This is a genomic window from Bacillus sp. S71, from assembly GCF_016625265.1.
Taxonomy (GTDB): domain Bacteria; phylum Bacillota; class Bacilli; order Bacillales; family Bacillaceae_G; genus Bacillus_A; species Bacillus_A cereus.
Genome location: NZ_JACVUW010000003.1, coordinates 455285 through 470689, shown reverse-complemented (window position 1 = coordinate 470689; position 15405 = coordinate 455285). Strand labels below are relative to the sequence as shown.

Genomic DNA, 15405 nt, shown 5'->3' with positions numbered 1-15405 from the left:
TACCAGTGTTTTAGGTATACCCTTTTTAATTTAACTCCCCGATAAACAGAATCTCTTTTTCATAGCATTCATCTTCATCATAAATAATTTCTTGAAAGCGAAGTGTTTGGAAGGAATGATAAACTGAAATTTCCCATGTCTCCCCAAAATCAATTTCATTTGAAAGAAGAATCCATTTTTGAAATTCACTATTTCTATTAAAGAAATTATGAAAGTAGTTCTCATTTTTAAATATAATGATTTGCGAATCACACAAATTATTTATAGAAATCAAAACAACAACTCGATATGTATGTGTATCGCTCGGTTTCATATTTATTAAATGATTTGCTTGATTTAATAAGGTTTGAATACATAATCGCTTTACTTTTCTAGGTGTTTTACGAGAGTCAATAAAAGCTTGCGAAACTGGCAATAGCATATTCCAATATTCATCGTTATAGAAAGTAGAAGGGAACGTTTTTGTATGTTCCTCAACTCGCTTTATCATAGTGTTTGTTTTTCGTTTCATACCACGTATTTTCTTTTCACGCATTGAGAGTCATCTCCATAAATTTTTGTAATGCAGCAGAGTGATATATATCTTTTCTAGTAATAAAAGTAGTAGGAACTTTTTTGAAGCTATTTGGCAAAGGGTTGAATGATATGTCATGTTGATGACCATTTAAAATAGACTTCATTATAATTGCTACGCCCATACCTGATTTTACACATGCGAGTATCGCTTCAATTGTTCCAAACTCTAATACTCGTTTAGGTGAAATTCCTTCTTCTTGAAGCCAATCTTCTAATAAATTTCTATAATAGCACCCGTGACTAAATGCAAGTAAATTCATGTCTCCTATGTCTTTAAAGGAAGATAAAGGCTTTTTGCTAATGAGAACTAATTCTTCTTCATGAAATATATTTGTATGAAGTTCAGCATGCTGAGTAGAGCCAGCTATAAACGCTCCATCCAGTTTTCGTTCCAATACAAGCCTAATCAATTGTTCCGTCGTATTTGATTCTAAAATCAATTCGACTTTTGGATATTCCTCATAATAGGCCGTTAATATAGATGGAAGTCTTACAGCGGTTGTAGATTCTGTACATCCAATTTTTAAAGTGCCCCTTGGTTCGATCCCATTACTTTGAACTGCTTTAACAGATTGATCCATTAAGTGGATAATTTGTTTAGCGTATGTTAATAAAATCCCACCGTTAGAAGTTAAAGTTACACCTTTTCCGTTTCGGTAAAATAAAGGCACACCTAATTCGTTTTCTAGTTGTTTCATACGCATTGTTACGCCAGACTGTACATAGTTTAAATTTTTAGCTGCGTGAGATATGTTTTTTTCTTTCGCAACTTCGTAAAATACAGTTAAATCTTTTATATCCAAGTATCATCCCTCCATAAAAGGTATCATTTTTTTTGATAGATTACATGATAAATCTTTATTTTATATGATATCAGAACTTTCATACAATGGAAGGGGATGGAGGGATTATTGTGTTAATGGAAGAAAGGATGAATAGTACTTATAAGTGGGTTATGTTAATTTTTGCGACAGTTGCTCAAACAACAGCGACACTTATAACGTATGGTGTTGGAGCATTTGCTTTATTTTGGAAAGAAGAATATGCACTTACGAATACGGAGAGTGGATTGTTAGTAAGTGTTGTAAATATAGGACCGCTATTTTGTATGCTTTTTGTTGGGCGGCTACTTGATCAATACAATGAAAAGTTGTTAATTTCGATAAGTTCATTTTTACTAGGGGGTTCGTTTTTACTGACTAATATGGTCAATGGATTTAATGGGTTACTCTTTGTACTTTTATTAGTAGGAACGTTTTATAGTGTTTCGCAGCCGGGAGGAAGTAAGGTGATAATGAAGTGGTTCTCAAAAGAAAATCGCGGGTTAGCGATGGGGATTAGACAAGCCGGTATACCGATTGGTGGTACATTAGCGGGAGTATTGATCCCGTTTCTTACAATAAAATATAATATGGCCTATGCGGTAAATAGCATTGCATGCATTTGTATAATTGGAGGGTTTTTATTTTTTATATTTTATAAGGAACCATATATTCAAGAGAAAGTTAAACAAGAACGTAGTAAACTTTCTTTTTGGATGCAGTTAAAAGAAGTGATGTGTAAAAAAGAGTTGTATGCAATTTATATAACTGGCATTTGTATGATTTCATTGCAAATGGTGTTAGTTGCACACTTTATAAAATTTTTAGTATTGGAACAATCAATCACGCCAATTTTAGCTGGAAAAGTATTTTCTGTTATGTTCTTTTCTGGAATGGTTGGTAGGGTTATATTAGCAGCTACTAGTGATTTATTTTATAAGGGGAATAGGCGTACCCCCTTATTTATAACTGTTTGTATTTCTATTTTCTTCATTCTAATATTAGTAATGAGCATACATACAATAACGAATGTATTGTATGGCGTAAGTGCATTGTTAGGGTTCTTTTCAATTGGATGGTTTAGTCTTTTTATAACTGAAGTTGCGGAATCAGCAAGTGAAGAATCGGTAGGGATGACAGTGAGTTTTGCACTTACATTAAATCAAATTGCTATTATTGTTGCGCCTGCTTTATTTGGTTATATTGTAGATAAGAAGGGATATACGTACGCGTGGTTATGCATAGTTGTATTACTAACTATTTCAGCGGTTAGCTTATATAGGAAGTATAGAAAATGAAGGAATGTTAGCAATGTAAATTTTTTATGAAGAAAGTCTAAAGAAATGTTGAATGAGCAACATTTCTTTTTTATTTGTTGTATAATCAAAATGTAAATGAGATTCGTTTTCAATTTCGTTCATTACCTCTTTTGAAATTACCTGTAATTTTAGCCATAATTAGCTGTTTTTCTTTATCGTTATTTGCATGATTTATTTTATTTAAAAATTTTTCAGCATCATTTCCTTTTAATACCATAATCTGTTTTCTGTAATATTCAATTAATACCATGTTGTTTTTTATTATCCGATAATGAAACATTTTATCATCTAAACGATTGCGTTTATCGGTATTTTTCATATTACATCTCCATTCTTTTTAGTATGTAACAAATGTTACAAAAGAATTTGAAATTATAGTTTAATGCATCCGATTGTATGTTGGAAATTTTGCAAGAAAGAAATACAATAGAGAGTAGTAAAAATTGAAAATGAGAAAAAGGAATCTAGTTTTAACAGAGTGAATATTAAATAATATTATAATATACTTGATAATTAAAAGATATAAAATAGAATGGATGTACGTTAAGTGAAACTAGATAAAAGAGGGTTCCTAGTATGTTAAAGAAATGGTTAATCGTTTTCTTTATTTTTGCTGTTTTTTGTGGAAGTGTTGTTACACTAATACATGCAAATAAAGGAAAAAAATATGATACAAAGGCATTTTCTAATGTAAATAGTAAGCAAAAAGATGTTAAGCAGGAAGTTGATGCGAATGAGAAAAAGCGTTATGAAATTGCAGCTGGAAAACTAGATCAGTACTTAAAAGATAAAGGATTTAATGGGAGTGTTCTTGTAGCAAGTAAAGATCATGTCATTTTACGAAAAGGCTACGGTTATGCGAATGTGAAAGATCAAGTATTAACAACGCCAAGAACGAAATATCGCATTGGGTCTATTACGAAAACAGTAGTTGCAATATCTATTATGCAACTAAAAGAAAAAGGGAAGTTGAACATTGAAGACAATGTAAATAAATATATCCCATCGTTTCCAGCAGATAAAAATATTACGTTACGAAACTTGTTAACACATACGTCTGGATTACCAGAACAGGGACAAGGTAGTGTTGACGCAGCATCACGGTTAAAATTAGTAACGTGGATTGGGGCACAAACGTTACAATTTCCAGCAGGGACAGGCTGGAAATATACAGATTATAATTATATGGTGCTTGCATATATTGTAGAAAAAATATCGAATAAACCACTTGCTGAATATGTGAAAGAAAATATTTTGACTCCTGTTGAAATGCATGAATCTGGAATGGGCGCAACACTCCCAGAAGATATTTTCTTAGCAGAAGGGTATACGAAAAAAGATAATAAGTTAATAGCCACGCCTCGCTTAAAAATGAACTGGCTGTATGGCTGTGGTGAAATGTATACGACTGTTGAAGATATGAAAAAGTTAGATGAAGCTATTATGGATGGTAAACTACTTTCTAAACAGAGTATATCAGATATGTTTTCTGCATCACCTGCAAGAAAATATGGATTTAGTTTCTATATTTATCCAGATTATTATCATAACCACGGTGTATTAGCTGGCTGGAACACTTTTAATAATTTTAACTGGGATAAACGAACGTTTGTCATATTATTTTCTAACGTCCAAAATGGTATGAATGATGCATTTAATCAAGAATTTAGGAAAATGGCGAATGATTTAATAGAAGGAAAGTAATTATAAAAAAATCGGTATTGATATGTAATTATCAATACCGATTTTTTTATTTTGTAAAGTTTTACTTACTGAATAAAGTGAAACTTTAATCAGCAGGGCCCCACCTAACTTCTTTGCTTTCGCTGAATTTTGAGGTGGGGGTCTTACTGCCCACAAATGGCGGGATAAATAGGTAAAAAAGGTGATTGGCATTTGAATAAATCTAAATAGGTAGTTAAATGATAAGTAATGCAAAGAACAATTGGTAATTTTTACATTGATAAAAAAGCTTGAGCTTCACACTATGTGAAGCTTTACAGTATTGGAGACAAGAACAGGAGGTTGGAAAAATGAAAAAAGCAATAAAGTTTTGTTTAATAGCTACATTATCTACAACGATTATTAGTGGATGCTCTTTTGAGGGTAACAATGAAAATGTTAAAGGGAAAGAAGGAGAAAAAGTAGAGGTACAGAAAAATGCTGGGAAATATACGATGCCAGATGAAAAAGATAAACATGAAGGTACATGGCTGCAATGGCCACATGAATACACATATGGTGAAGAGTATAAGCAGGAAGTTGAACCTATTTGGGTTAAGATGGCAAGTGCTTTAACTGAGGGTGAGAAAGTTCACATTGTTGCATATGACCAGGAAGAAAAGGAGAGAATCAATAAGCTTTTAACAGATGAAGGGTTAAATATGGAGAAGATTGATTTCTTTATCGCGCCTACTGATGATGTATGGGCAAGGGATAGTGGACCAATTTTTGTTTATGACAGCAACAAAAATCTCAAAATATTAGATCCAGCATTTAATGGTTGGGGGAAGAAGACACCTTATAAAAATGATGCTCAAATACGTAAGAATGTTAGTAAACAATCAGGAATTGAAAGAATTGATTGGGGGAAATTTGTCCTTGAAGGCGGCGCAATTGAATTAGACAGCAATGGGACTGCTTTATTAACTCGAAGTGCGGTAACGAATAAAAATAGAAATCCTGATTTATCAGAAAAGGAAATTGAAAAATATATAAGTGACCTTGGGGTATCAAACTTTATTTGGTTAGACGGAGTACCTAATTTAGATATTACGGACTTTCATATTGATGGATTTGCTAAATTCCATAATAAATCTACCATTGTAACGATGAAAGAAGATGACCTAGCTGAATGGGGTTTATCTAATAAAGATATGGATACATTGTTAGATGCCAAAAATGCTTCAGGACAGAAATATAAGTATGAATACTTGCCGCTTAGTAAAGAAAAGGTTGCTTTAGAGAATGGAAAAACTCTCGATTATAAGGGATCGTATATCAATTATTATATTGGGAATACAGTTGTATTAGTGCCTAATTATAATGATCCGAATGATAAAATCGCAAACGATACGATTCAGAAGTTATACCCAGATCGTAAAGTAGTCGGTATTGATGTGAGAGAGTTGTATAAAAACGGTGGTATGATTCATTGTGTGACACAACAACAACCAATTGCATTGAAGTAATTGATTGTAATTTCGTTGTGCTGCTTATATAGACAAAATAGGTGAAATCTTATCTTTACCTATTTTGTCGTTCCTTATTATTTGTAAAAATAAAATTTAAATATAATGATAATTGAATTGTAGTGTATGTTCGCTTTTCGTTTTATATGGTAAAGGAGAAAAATGTTTGTGTTAAAGAATTTTAAAATAGTGTTTTCGTATTTCCCTATCGTTTTACAGTACATTTTAAATGTAGCTTTAATTTGCTTAGGAGTTGTTCTAAGTGTGTTTCTTATGAAAGAAGTCATTCAGTTTATACAAGAACTGAAATTGGATGGTAATGAATCTAGTTATCATTTAATTGATAGTATCGTCGTATTCTTTTTGTACTTTGAATTCATCGTAATGATTATAAAGTATTTTCAAATGAATTTTCATTTTCCATTACGATATTTTATATATATAGGTATAACAGCTATTGTGCGTCTCATTATTATAGATCACGATAGTCCGTTAGATTTATTGTTATATGCCTGTGCAATCTTTGTATTAATTAGTGCGTTGTTCATTGCGAATTCTAAAATGATGCGTCGAGATTTAGAATAGTGAACATTTGTTGTTGAATTAAATAAGATATTTTATCTTTTTGAAAAAAGGAGTAACAGTATTGAAAGAAATAATCTTAACCAGCCTCATAATGATAGGGTTTATGATTCTATTATTTAATTGTATACTTTCATGATTTAAAAGAATAAAAGGTTAATAGAGAAAGAGGTTTTTGTAAATATGGTTCATTACAATAATCAAAATAGTTTACATCAAATATTTACATTAAAAGGGACAATTATAAGAGATATTTTCCCGCAAATCGTATTATATACGTGTATTTCAACGATAGTAGCTGTGATTAATTATTACTATACAGAAATAAATATAAATCAGACTCCTTGGGTAATCGTCGGAGGAGCTTTAGGATTACTATTAGTGTTTCGTACGAATACTGCCTATGATCGGTACTGGGAAGGTAGAAAGCTCTTTGGCACGATTGGTGCTTGTACTAGAAATTTAGCAATTAGTTTTTTATGTCATTGGGATTCTAAAGGGAAGAGTATGGAGCAGGAAAAAATAAAATTTTTACATTTATTAATTGCATTTCCAAAGTTAGCGAAAGGACACTTGAGAGAGGAAAAAAATCTATCTGAAGTGAAATCATTGCTCGCTGTCTGTTCTGAGAAGGAAAAAGCACTTTTGGTTGAGTCCAATCATTTACCGATTAGTATAGTTTTTATGTTGAAAACTATACTATCAAAAGGTTTGAAAACGGGGCAAATTCATCCAAATGCGATAATTAGTATGGAAATGGATTTGAATACGTTACTTACATCTGTGGGTGGATGTGATCGTATCAAAACAACACCTATTCCTTTTGCATATTTTGCTCATATAAAAATTTTATTGATTATATTTTGTGCGACTTTACCGATTGGTCTTGTTGATAGTCTCGGATGGTTTACAGTACTTGCGACTACGTTTATAAGTTTTGCATTCATAGGTATTGAAGCAATAGGGGTTGAAATTGAAGATCCCTTTGGTCAGGATCCAAATGATCTTCCGCTAGAAGGAATTTGTATAGGAGTAGAAGCGCATTTAGTGAATTTATATAATCAAAACGATCTATTAGAAGTAATGGGTTTGAATCTTGATACAAAAATCATTTAATCATTTATTGTTGTTTTAAAATAGGTTATTTAAAAAACTTGTCAAGAGTCAATTTAAGGCTTAACGTCAGCTTTATATTTTTTATATAAATATATAATATTTCTCCATGCTATAATCCATTCATGAAATATACGCGGTTCATGAGTTGTAATGAAAAGAGAAATGAATTGAGGAATAGTTGGCTTTGTGAAATCAGTTATGTAACTACTATTAAAAAGCGAGGTAAATAATATGGAACAAAAACATAATGGGATTATTTTTACTGCAATACCAGACGAATCGAATGAATATTATCAACCATTTTATGAAGACTTGATTTACTTTAATGAATGTTTAAATGAAAAGAAATCAATTGCGGATCAACTTATATCTTTATCTGTTGAAGAACAAGACTTTCATACGAGCTGTTTTGAGTATGATGATATTTGGCTAAGAGATGTTGCACCGGTTGTCACAAATCATCTAGTTAAATTTAAATATCGACCAAATTATTTGCCAGATGATCAAGGGCGATATTTAGATCAACAGTTTAATAAATGGTTGAAAAAGAATGACTTTGAATATGTGAAATCCCCATTAATATTAGATGGTGGTAATCTTATTTGGAATAAAAAAGATACCGTAATATTAACAGAACGTATATTTGATGACAACGATGATTGGACAGAAGAGGAAATTATTGAGCAGTTAGAATGGGATTTAGATGTGAGTCGAGTTATTATTATTCCTGCTGAAGAAGGGGATGTACTAGCACACGCAGACGGAATGGTTAAATTTATTGATGAACATACAATGTTTATTAGTGATTTTTTAGGAGATCATGAATTTAGATATAGTGTTCAAGAGATTATTCAAGAACAAATGCCAGAAGCTGAATTTATAGTTGTTCCTTCATCATATACAGAGAAAGGACAATATGATCAAGAGATAGCATCAGCAAAAGGGTTGTATATAAATATGTTAGAATCATGTGATGCTCTTTATGTTCCTAAGTTTGGACTAGCCAAAGATGAGGAAGTTTTACGATATATTCAACAGTATACGGAGAAGCAAGTTATTCAAATTCATGTAGGAGAAATATCAACAATGGGAGGTGCAATGAATTGTTTAACGTGGTATTGTCCAAGCCATTTGTTACCTTCGAAAATGAGAAGATTGAAAAATCAGAATGAAGATTTTTCAATGAAGAAGATTTTTGATTGGTTTTAATAAATAAGTAATGAAAAGAAAATATATTCAAGGAGTATTGATATGTATACCATCGCTGAGTTTTCTCGGATTTGTAAAATGAGTACGCGGATGTTAAGACATTATGACAAAGAGGAGATATTAAAACCGGCATATGTGAATCCGGTTAATGGGTATAGGTATTATGAACAAGAGCAGCTGGAAGTAGCATTGAAAATAAAAAAGTTAAGGGAGTATAAATTTCCTCTTCCAAAAATTAAAATTGTTTTGCAGTCATCGGATCAAGATTCGTTTGTTCAACATATACAATCACAAATTATCGAGTTGTCTCATGAAGTGAAGCAAAATTTACAGGTTATTTCAGAAATGAATGAAATGGTAATGGTGAATAGTAGTCTAAATATTGCTCGCCATAGAAGTTACGATATATTAATGGGAATGAGGAACGAAGTAACGATAATTACTCAAAGAGTAAAAATAGATATAGATGATATAGATGATTATTTTTATGACTTATATGAAGAGGTACAAAAAAATAACTTTCAAATAGTCGGTTCGCCATCTGCAGTCTTTTATGATGAAGAATATATTCCAAGTAACAGTGATATTGAATTAAGAATCCCGGTTATGCAGGGGAATGATGAAGATGTAGTACAAGAATATGAAATGAAAAAACTAAGTCCACATCAAATCGTTACTACTATGCATTATGGAAGTTACGACTATATAGGTTACGCTTATATAGCGTTAGAAGAATGGGTTGAAAAAAATGGGTATGTAATAGTTAATTCGCCATATGAGGTTTATATAAAGGGACCTGAATGTGATTGTTTAGCAGAAGAGTATGTGACACAAATTTGTTTTTTAGTTACGAAAATAGAATGAGAATAAGGATTGACATTAACATTATGTCAATCCTTATTCTATGTACGAAAGCAATTTATCATAATAAAAAGGTGAAATAAAGAGTCACCTTATAAAGTTGCTACAAGTAAATGAAGATATTCCTGTTGACCTTAACACGATGTCAAAGTATAGACTGTACGTACATTCATATAAGGGGTGAACACGTATGAGAAATATAGAAAATAGTTTGTTTTATATGCCTGCGGAATGGGAGAAACATGAAGGTACATGGCTCCAATGGCCACATGATAAAGCACATAGAGGTGAAGGTTATAGAGCTAAGTTAGATAATATTTGGATATCGATGGCAAAGGAGCTTCACTATGGAGAAAATGTCCATATTGTTGTATGTGATGAAGAAGAGAAAATACATGTCCAATCGAAGTTAATGGAAGCTAATGTAAATATGGATAAAATTGATTTCTTAATTCAAGAAACTGATGATATTTGGATAAGAGATAACGGACCAATCTTTGTAACGGATAAGGAAGGGAATCGCTGCCTAACGCACTGGATATTTAATGGTTGGGGAAATAAATATCCGTACGAAAAAGACGCTAATATTCCGAATAAAATAAGTGAAATGTATCGCATTCCAAAAGTTGAATCTAGTGTCTGTCTAGAGGGCGGGGGAATTGAGATAAACGGAAACGGGACCTTAATGGCGGCGAAAACGTCTATTATAAATGAAAATCGAAATCCCACACTAAGTCAGAAAGAAATTGAAATGGAATTAACGAAATATTTAGGGGTAACGAATTTTATATGGATAACTGGTATACGCGGAGAAGATAATTATGATGAAGATACGGATTATCATATTGATGGCGTGGCACGGTTTGTAAATGAAAATACGATACTGTATGAATATGATCCTTTCGGTGAAGGAGAGCCATACCTTTTGGAGGCGTACGAAAAGCATTATCAAGAATTACGACAAGCGAAAAATATAGATGGAAAGCCATTTCAGCTCATTCCAGTACCAGTAACAAGAAAAGTGGTAAAAGAAGCAGACTGTAAGGGTTCATATTTGAATTTTTATATTGGTAATGAAGTTGTATTAGTTCCTGTATATGGTGATGAACATGACAAGTTAGGGCTGCAAATTATTGAAGGTCAGTTTCCAGGAAGAAGAATTGTCGGTATTTATGTGAATGAATTGTATGCGTATGGTGGTATGATTCACTGTGTGACGCAGCAGCATATAGAATAGAGTAATTCAAATGAAAAAGCATGCAGAGCATATACTCTGCATGCTTTTTATAATGCTGAAAACTCCTCAACAAGTTGAGTGAATTGTTTCAATGCACTTTCAATCGGTTCTGGCGTAGTTAAATCAACACCAGATTTTTTCAATAGGTTTAGTGGATAATCAGAACTTCCACCTTTCAGGAATTCAATATAATTTTTCTGAGCATTCGGATCACCGCTTAATAGTTTATCAGCGATTTGAATGGCAGATGCGAATCCAGTTGCATATTTGTATACGTAAAACGGGCGGTAGAAATGAGGGATTCTAGCCCATCCGTATTTTACTTCTTCATCAAATACAAGTGAATCACCGTTATATTCTTTAAATAGTTTTTCATAAATTTCACTGAAGACTTGTGCATTTAATGGTTTACCTTGTTCCGCCATTTCATGTGTGATTTTTTCAAATTCTGCAAACATAATTTGTGTAAAGAAAGTACCTTTGAATTTTTCAATAAAATGGTTAACTAAATGGTTACGCACGTTCGTTTCTTTTGCTTCTTTTAATAAATAGTGAATTAATAACACTTCATTTACTGTAGAAGCGACTTCTGCCACAAAGATAGAATAATGTGCAGAAATTCTTGGTTGGTATCCATGTGAATAGTGCGTATGCATACCGTGCCCGCATTCATGAGTAAGAGTGAACAGGCTATTTAAATCATCGTGATGATTTAAAAGAATGAAAGGATGAACACCATATACACCAAAGTTATAAGCACCAGAACGTTTTCCTGGTGTTTCTCTTACGTCTATATATCGTTTATCTTTAAAACTTTTTAATGTCTCAATATATTCTTCTCCTAAAGGAGCTAGTGATGCAATCATAATGTCAAATGCTTCACTATATGGGATGTCTTGTTTTGCACCTTCTACTAAATCGACGCCTAAGTCGTATTGTCTTAGTTCATCTACGTTTAATTTTTCTTTTCGAATTTCATTGTATGTATGTAATGTTTGAATGTTTTTTTTCGTTGTATCAATAAGGTTTTCATATACTTCTTTCGGAACCATATCGCCAAATAATGATTTCTCTAGCGCTGATGGATAGTTTCTTAGCTTCGAAACGGTAACATTATTTTTAATAGCAGCGGATAAAGTAGATGCGATGGAATTCTTTAACTGAACATATGGTTTGTAATATGCTTTATAAGCTTCTTTACGCTTTTCACGATTCGTATCTTCTATTAACTTTGCATACATTCCGCGTGTTAAGTTCACTTTTTCTCCATCGTCAGTCGTCACTTCACCAAATAATATATCTGCATTGTTTAACATACCAAATGTGTGCTGTGGAGAAGAAAGAGCTTCACCCATCTGTGATAAAATTGCTTCTTGGTCCTTATTCAATACGTGTTTTTTATAACGATATAATTCAAATAAGTCTTCTTTATAATATTGTAAGCCTTCTGTTTCTTCTATGTAAGAATGTAATGTGCTTTCGTCTATGCTAAGTAAGAAGGGGGAAAAGAAAGATTTAGCTGCACTTACTTTTACGTGTAATTGTGATACTTTATCGACAAGAGATTGCGCGTCAGTATCGCGTGTATCAAGGTCAGATTGTAATCGTGCATAAGCGAACATTAAAGATATTATGATAGAAATTTCTTCACTCTTCGTTAAATAAGCTAATAAACTATTGCCATCGTGAATATTGCCATTAAACTCGTGTAATTCCTTCGTTAATACTTCAATTTTATGAAAATCACTTTCCCAATCTTCAATTGTATGGTAAATGTCTGTTAAATCCCATTTTTCTATATCAGCTACTTGTAATCGATCTTTAAGTTCTGTCATAATCATTTCCTTTCTAAACATGTAGTTATATTTCTATATAACTATGAAATACAACAAATTGCAAAAAATCCCTGCTGAAAATTGAAAAGCCTTGCTAAAATAACAAGGCTTACATACTTATAGTGTAATTCCAAATTTTGAATGTAAAAGGTTTGTAAATTGCATGTCTGTAACGGTTTCTTTCGTTTTTTTACCATTTTTCGCTACTGTAAGGCTATCTTTCGTTAAAGAGGCATGCCCATCTTCAGTTAGTTTTACAATAAGAGGTAGTTTATTAAAGGGTGACCCTTCATGTTCAACGATAATTTTTTGTGCTGTATTTGCTTTTTCTTCATCCACTTCTTCTATATAAAATGCATAGCCTAACGTCCAATCATCAGCAGAAGATTGATCCAAGAACTCATTGTTTTTCCGCATCTCTAAAATGTAGTTTCCCTTTTCGGTCATTTCTTTACGAATACGATAATCTCCTGTAACAGAGTGAATGACTTCACCTGAGAAAGGGACAGGGGCAAGAGGTAAGTATGATCCGAATCCTACTTCAATTAAATAAAGTTCATTATGATGTGTTAAAACGGTTGCAATATGGCCAGAATCAACAGCCCATATGGAGTTTGCAGCGTTATAAACTGTTCCTGAAACGAGATGAACATCGAATCCAAAATCTTTCAGGAAGTAATACATAGTAGGATTGAGTTCATAACAAAGACCGCCACGGTTATTTACTAAAATTTTCTCTTTCAAATTTTCTTTTGATATTTCTTTAAAATTCTTTTCGAGAATATTTAAGTTTTCAAAAGGAACAGTTTGTGCCATTGCGTACATAATGTTAGATAAATCTTCAAATGAAACTGTGTCTTTTTCTTCTATATGTAATCGTGCGAAAAATTGTTTTTGAAAGTCTGTCATAGAAATCCCTCCGTTATGTTTTTATAGGTAAATTGTAAACAATCTTGAATAGGATGTGAAATTAAAACTACGTTGAATATTTGAAGTGAGATTAAAAATAATGTGGGAGAGTGAGAGATTGCTACTTTACTAACGGTGGGACGAATATTATAATAATTCTGATAAACTATGCAAACGCTTTCTTAGAAGGGGATGGTGTACAGATGTTTAAAAAAATAACAATAGTCGGATTGTCAGTTGTTTTGTTTTTACCTAGTATATATGAGGGGAGTAAAGCATATGCAGATACAGTTAACAATGGAACGTTAATGCAGTATTTTGAGTGGTATGCTCCGAATGATGGGAATCATTGGAATCGTTTGCGTACTGATGCTGAAAATTTAGCGCAAAAGGGAATTACATCTGTTTGGATACCACCTGCATATAAAGGAACTACGCAAAATGACGTAGGATATGGAGCATATGATTTATATGATTTGGGGGAATTCAATCAAAAGGGAACAGTGCGGACGAAATATGGGACGAAAGCACAATTGAAGTCTGCAATTGACGCTTTACATAAGAAAAACATCGATGTATACGGTGATGTAGTTATGAATCATAAAGGTGGAGCTGATTATACGGAAACTGTCACAGCAGTTGAAGTAGACCCGAGCAATCGAAATGTTGAAGTATCAGGTGATTATGAAATTAGTGCGTGGACAGGGTTTAACTTTCCAGGGCGTGGAGATTCTTATTCTAATTTCAAATGGAAATGGTATCATTTTGACGGAACAGATTGGGATGAAGGAAAGAAATTAAACCGAATTTATAAATTTAGGGGCATAGGTAAAGCGTGGGACTGGGAAGTGTCTAGCGAGAATGGGAATTATGATTATTTGATGTACGCGGATCTTGATTTTGATCATCCAGATGTTGCGAATGAAATGAAAAAATGGGGAACGTGGTATGCGAAGGAATTAAATTTAGATGGCTTTCGTTTAGATGCTGTTAAACATATTGATCATGAATATTTGCGCGATTGGGTAAATCATGTTAGACAGCAAACGGGGAAAGAAATGTTTACAGTAGCTGAATATTGGCAAAATGATATCCAGACTTTAAATAATTATTTAGCGAAGGTCAATTATAATCAATCTGTGTTCGATGCACCACTTCATTATAATTTTCACTATGCTTCAACAGGAAATGGGAATTATGATATGAGAAATATTTTAAAAGGAACGGTAGTTGCGAATCATCCTACACTTGCGGTTACTCTAGTTGAAAATCATGATTCACAGCCTGGTCAGTCATTGGAATCTGTAGTGAGCCCTTGGTTCAAACCGTTGGCATATGCATTTATTTTAACGCGTGCAGAGGGATATCCTTCTGTTTTCTATGGTGATTACTATGGTACAAAAGGAAATAGTAACTATGAAATTCCAGCGTTAAAGGACAAAATTGATCCGATTTTGACGGCACGAAAAAACTTTGCATATGGTACGCAGCGGGATTATTTTGATCATCCAGATGTAATTGGCTGGACAAGAGAAGGTGATAGTGTACATGCTAATTCTGGTTTAGCAACATTAATCTCTGATGGACCAGGAGGGTCAAAGTGGATGGATGTTGGGAAGAATAACGCAGGGGAAGTATGGTACGATATTACGGGTAATCAAACAAATACTGTAACAATTAATAAGGATGGTTGGGGACAATTCCAAGTAAGTGGAGGATCAGTTTCCATATATGTTCAGCAGTAATTTG

At 32.8% G+C, this 15405-nt stretch carries 14 protein-coding genes; 9 read left to right on the top strand and 5 right to left on the bottom strand.

What is annotated here, in order from left to right; translation table 11 throughout:
- Positions 1-25 precede the first annotated feature (25 nt).
- On the bottom strand, positions 26-535 hold the full coding sequence (locus IBT51_RS09335; RefSeq protein WP_200458114.1) for a DUF3916 domain-containing protein: 510 nt from the start codon (positions 533-535) through the stop codon (positions 26-28).
- Positions 528-1379: a LysR family transcriptional regulator gene (locus IBT51_RS09330; RefSeq protein WP_200458115.1), complete on the bottom strand. Its 852-nt coding sequence runs from the start codon at positions 1377-1379 to the stop codon at positions 528-530. The genes IBT51_RS09335 and IBT51_RS09330 overlap by 8 nt, the downstream gene beginning before the upstream one ends.
- Before the next feature lie 86 nt (positions 1380-1465).
- On the opposite strand from IBT51_RS09330, the gene IBT51_RS09325 reads away from it, so the two are divergent.
- Positions 1466-2695, top strand: a complete 1230-nt coding sequence (locus IBT51_RS09325; RefSeq protein WP_200458116.1) for an MFS transporter — start codon at positions 1466-1468, stop codon at positions 2693-2695.
- 109 nt (positions 2696-2804) lie between these two features.
- Here the strand turns inward: IBT51_RS09325 and IBT51_RS09320 are convergent, their stop codons facing one another.
- Entirely contained in the window at positions 2805-3035 is a 231-nt protein-coding gene (locus tag IBT51_RS09320; RefSeq protein WP_000798787.1) for a hypothetical protein, read from the bottom strand.
- 257 nt (positions 3036-3292) lie between these two features.
- Here IBT51_RS09320 and IBT51_RS09315 point away from each other — a divergent pair, with 257 nt between their 5' ends.
- The 7 genes from IBT51_RS09315 to IBT51_RS09285 all read left to right on the top strand — a co-directional run bounded on the left by IBT51_RS09315 (position 3293) and on the right by IBT51_RS09285 (position 10912).
- Positions 3293-4420 carry a serine hydrolase domain-containing protein gene (locus IBT51_RS09315; protein WP_053563886.1) on the top strand — a complete coding sequence of 376 codons (1128 nt, stop codon included), beginning with the start codon at positions 3293-3295 and terminating at the stop codon, positions 4418-4420.
- A gap of 329 nt (positions 4421-4749) precedes the next feature.
- Positions 4750-5907 carry an agmatine deiminase family protein gene (locus IBT51_RS09310; RefSeq protein ID WP_016080772.1) on the top strand — a complete coding sequence of 386 codons (1158 nt, stop codon included), beginning with the start codon at positions 4750-4752 and terminating at the stop codon, positions 5905-5907.
- A gap of 168 nt (positions 5908-6075) precedes the next feature.
- On the top strand, positions 6076-6492 hold the full coding sequence (gene psiE / locus IBT51_RS09305) for a phosphate-starvation-inducible protein PsiE (protein WP_000916570.1): 417 nt from the start codon (positions 6076-6078) through the stop codon (positions 6490-6492).
- 180 nt (positions 6493-6672) lie between these two features.
- Positions 6673-7605 (top strand): bestrophin family protein, encoded by a 933-nt coding sequence (locus tag IBT51_RS09300; RefSeq protein ID WP_000233823.1) that lies wholly within the window; start codon positions 6673-6675, stop codon positions 7603-7605.
- A 231-nt stretch (positions 7606-7836) separates the two neighbouring features.
- Positions 7837-8814 carry an agmatine deiminase family protein gene (locus IBT51_RS09295; protein WP_000435519.1) on the top strand — a complete coding sequence of 326 codons (978 nt, stop codon included), beginning with the start codon at positions 7837-7839 and terminating at the stop codon, positions 8812-8814.
- A 42-nt stretch (positions 8815-8856) separates the two neighbouring features.
- A complete protein-coding gene (locus IBT51_RS09290) occupies positions 8857-9678 on the top strand; it encodes a MerR family transcriptional regulator (RefSeq protein WP_000287980.1) in 822 nt (273 codons plus the stop codon).
- A 187-nt stretch (positions 9679-9865) separates the two neighbouring features.
- Positions 9866-10912: an agmatine deiminase family protein gene (locus IBT51_RS09285; RefSeq protein WP_200458117.1), complete on the top strand. Its 1047-nt coding sequence runs from the start codon at positions 9866-9868 to the stop codon at positions 10910-10912.
- 47 nt (positions 10913-10959) lie between these two features.
- Here the strand turns inward: IBT51_RS09285 and pepF are convergent, their stop codons facing one another.
- Together pepF and IBT51_RS09275 are read right to left on the bottom strand one after the other, a co-directional pair.
- On the bottom strand, positions 10960-12747 hold the full coding sequence (gene pepF, locus IBT51_RS09280; RefSeq protein ID WP_200458118.1) for an oligoendopeptidase F: 1788 nt from the start codon (positions 12745-12747) through the stop codon (positions 10960-10962).
- 117 nt (positions 12748-12864) lie between these two features.
- Entirely contained in the window at positions 12865-13656 is a 792-nt protein-coding gene (locus IBT51_RS09275; protein ID WP_048538083.1) for an arylamine N-acetyltransferase family protein, read from the bottom strand.
- A gap of 203 nt (positions 13657-13859) precedes the next feature.
- On the opposite strand from IBT51_RS09275, the gene amyS reads away from it, so the two are divergent.
- Positions 13860-15401: an alpha-amylase gene (amyS, locus tag IBT51_RS09270; RefSeq protein WP_200458119.1), complete on the top strand. Its 1542-nt coding sequence runs from the start codon at positions 13860-13862 to the stop codon at positions 15399-15401.
- Positions 15402-15405 lie beyond the last annotated feature (4 nt).

What these genes read in the sequence shown, in the direction of transcription:
- IBT51_RS09335 (WP_200458114.1), bottom strand. Translation starts at nt 535, where the DNA reads ATGCGTGAAAAGAAAATACGTGGTATGAAACGAAAAACAAACACTATG.
- IBT51_RS09325 (WP_200458116.1), top strand. Translation starts at nt 1,466, where the DNA reads ATGGAAGGGGATGGAGGGATTATTGTGTTAATGGAAGAAAGGATGAAT.
- IBT51_RS09320 (WP_000798787.1), bottom strand. Translation starts at nt 3,035, where the DNA reads ATGAAAAATACCGATAAACGCAATCGTTTAGATGATAAAATGTTTCAT.
- IBT51_RS09315 (WP_053563886.1), top strand. Translation starts at nt 3,293, where the DNA reads ATGTTAAAGAAATGGTTAATCGTTTTCTTTATTTTTGCTGTTTTTTGT.
- IBT51_RS09310 (WP_016080772.1), top strand. Translation starts at nt 4,750, where the DNA reads ATGAAAAAAGCAATAAAGTTTTGTTTAATAGCTACATTATCTACAACG.
- IBT51_RS09300 (WP_000233823.1), top strand. Translation starts at nt 6,673, where the DNA reads ATGGTTCATTACAATAATCAAAATAGTTTACATCAAATATTTACATTA.
- IBT51_RS09295 (WP_000435519.1), top strand. Translation starts at nt 7,837, where the DNA reads ATGGAACAAAAACATAATGGGATTATTTTTACTGCAATACCAGACGAA.
- IBT51_RS09290 (WP_000287980.1), top strand. Translation starts at nt 8,857, where the DNA reads ATGTATACCATCGCTGAGTTTTCTCGGATTTGTAAAATGAGTACGCGG.
- IBT51_RS09285 (WP_200458117.1), top strand. Translation starts at nt 9,866, where the DNA reads ATGAGAAATATAGAAAATAGTTTGTTTTATATGCCTGCGGAATGGGAG.
- pepF (WP_200458118.1), bottom strand. Translation starts at nt 12,747, where the DNA reads ATGACAGAACTTAAAGATCGATTACAAGTAGCTGATATAGAAAAATGG.
- IBT51_RS09275 (WP_048538083.1), bottom strand. Translation starts at nt 13,656, where the DNA reads ATGACAGACTTTCAAAAACAATTTTTCGCACGATTACATATAGAAGAA.
- amyS (WP_200458119.1), top strand. Translation starts at nt 13,860, where the DNA reads ATGTTTAAAAAAATAACAATAGTCGGATTGTCAGTTGTTTTGTTTTTA.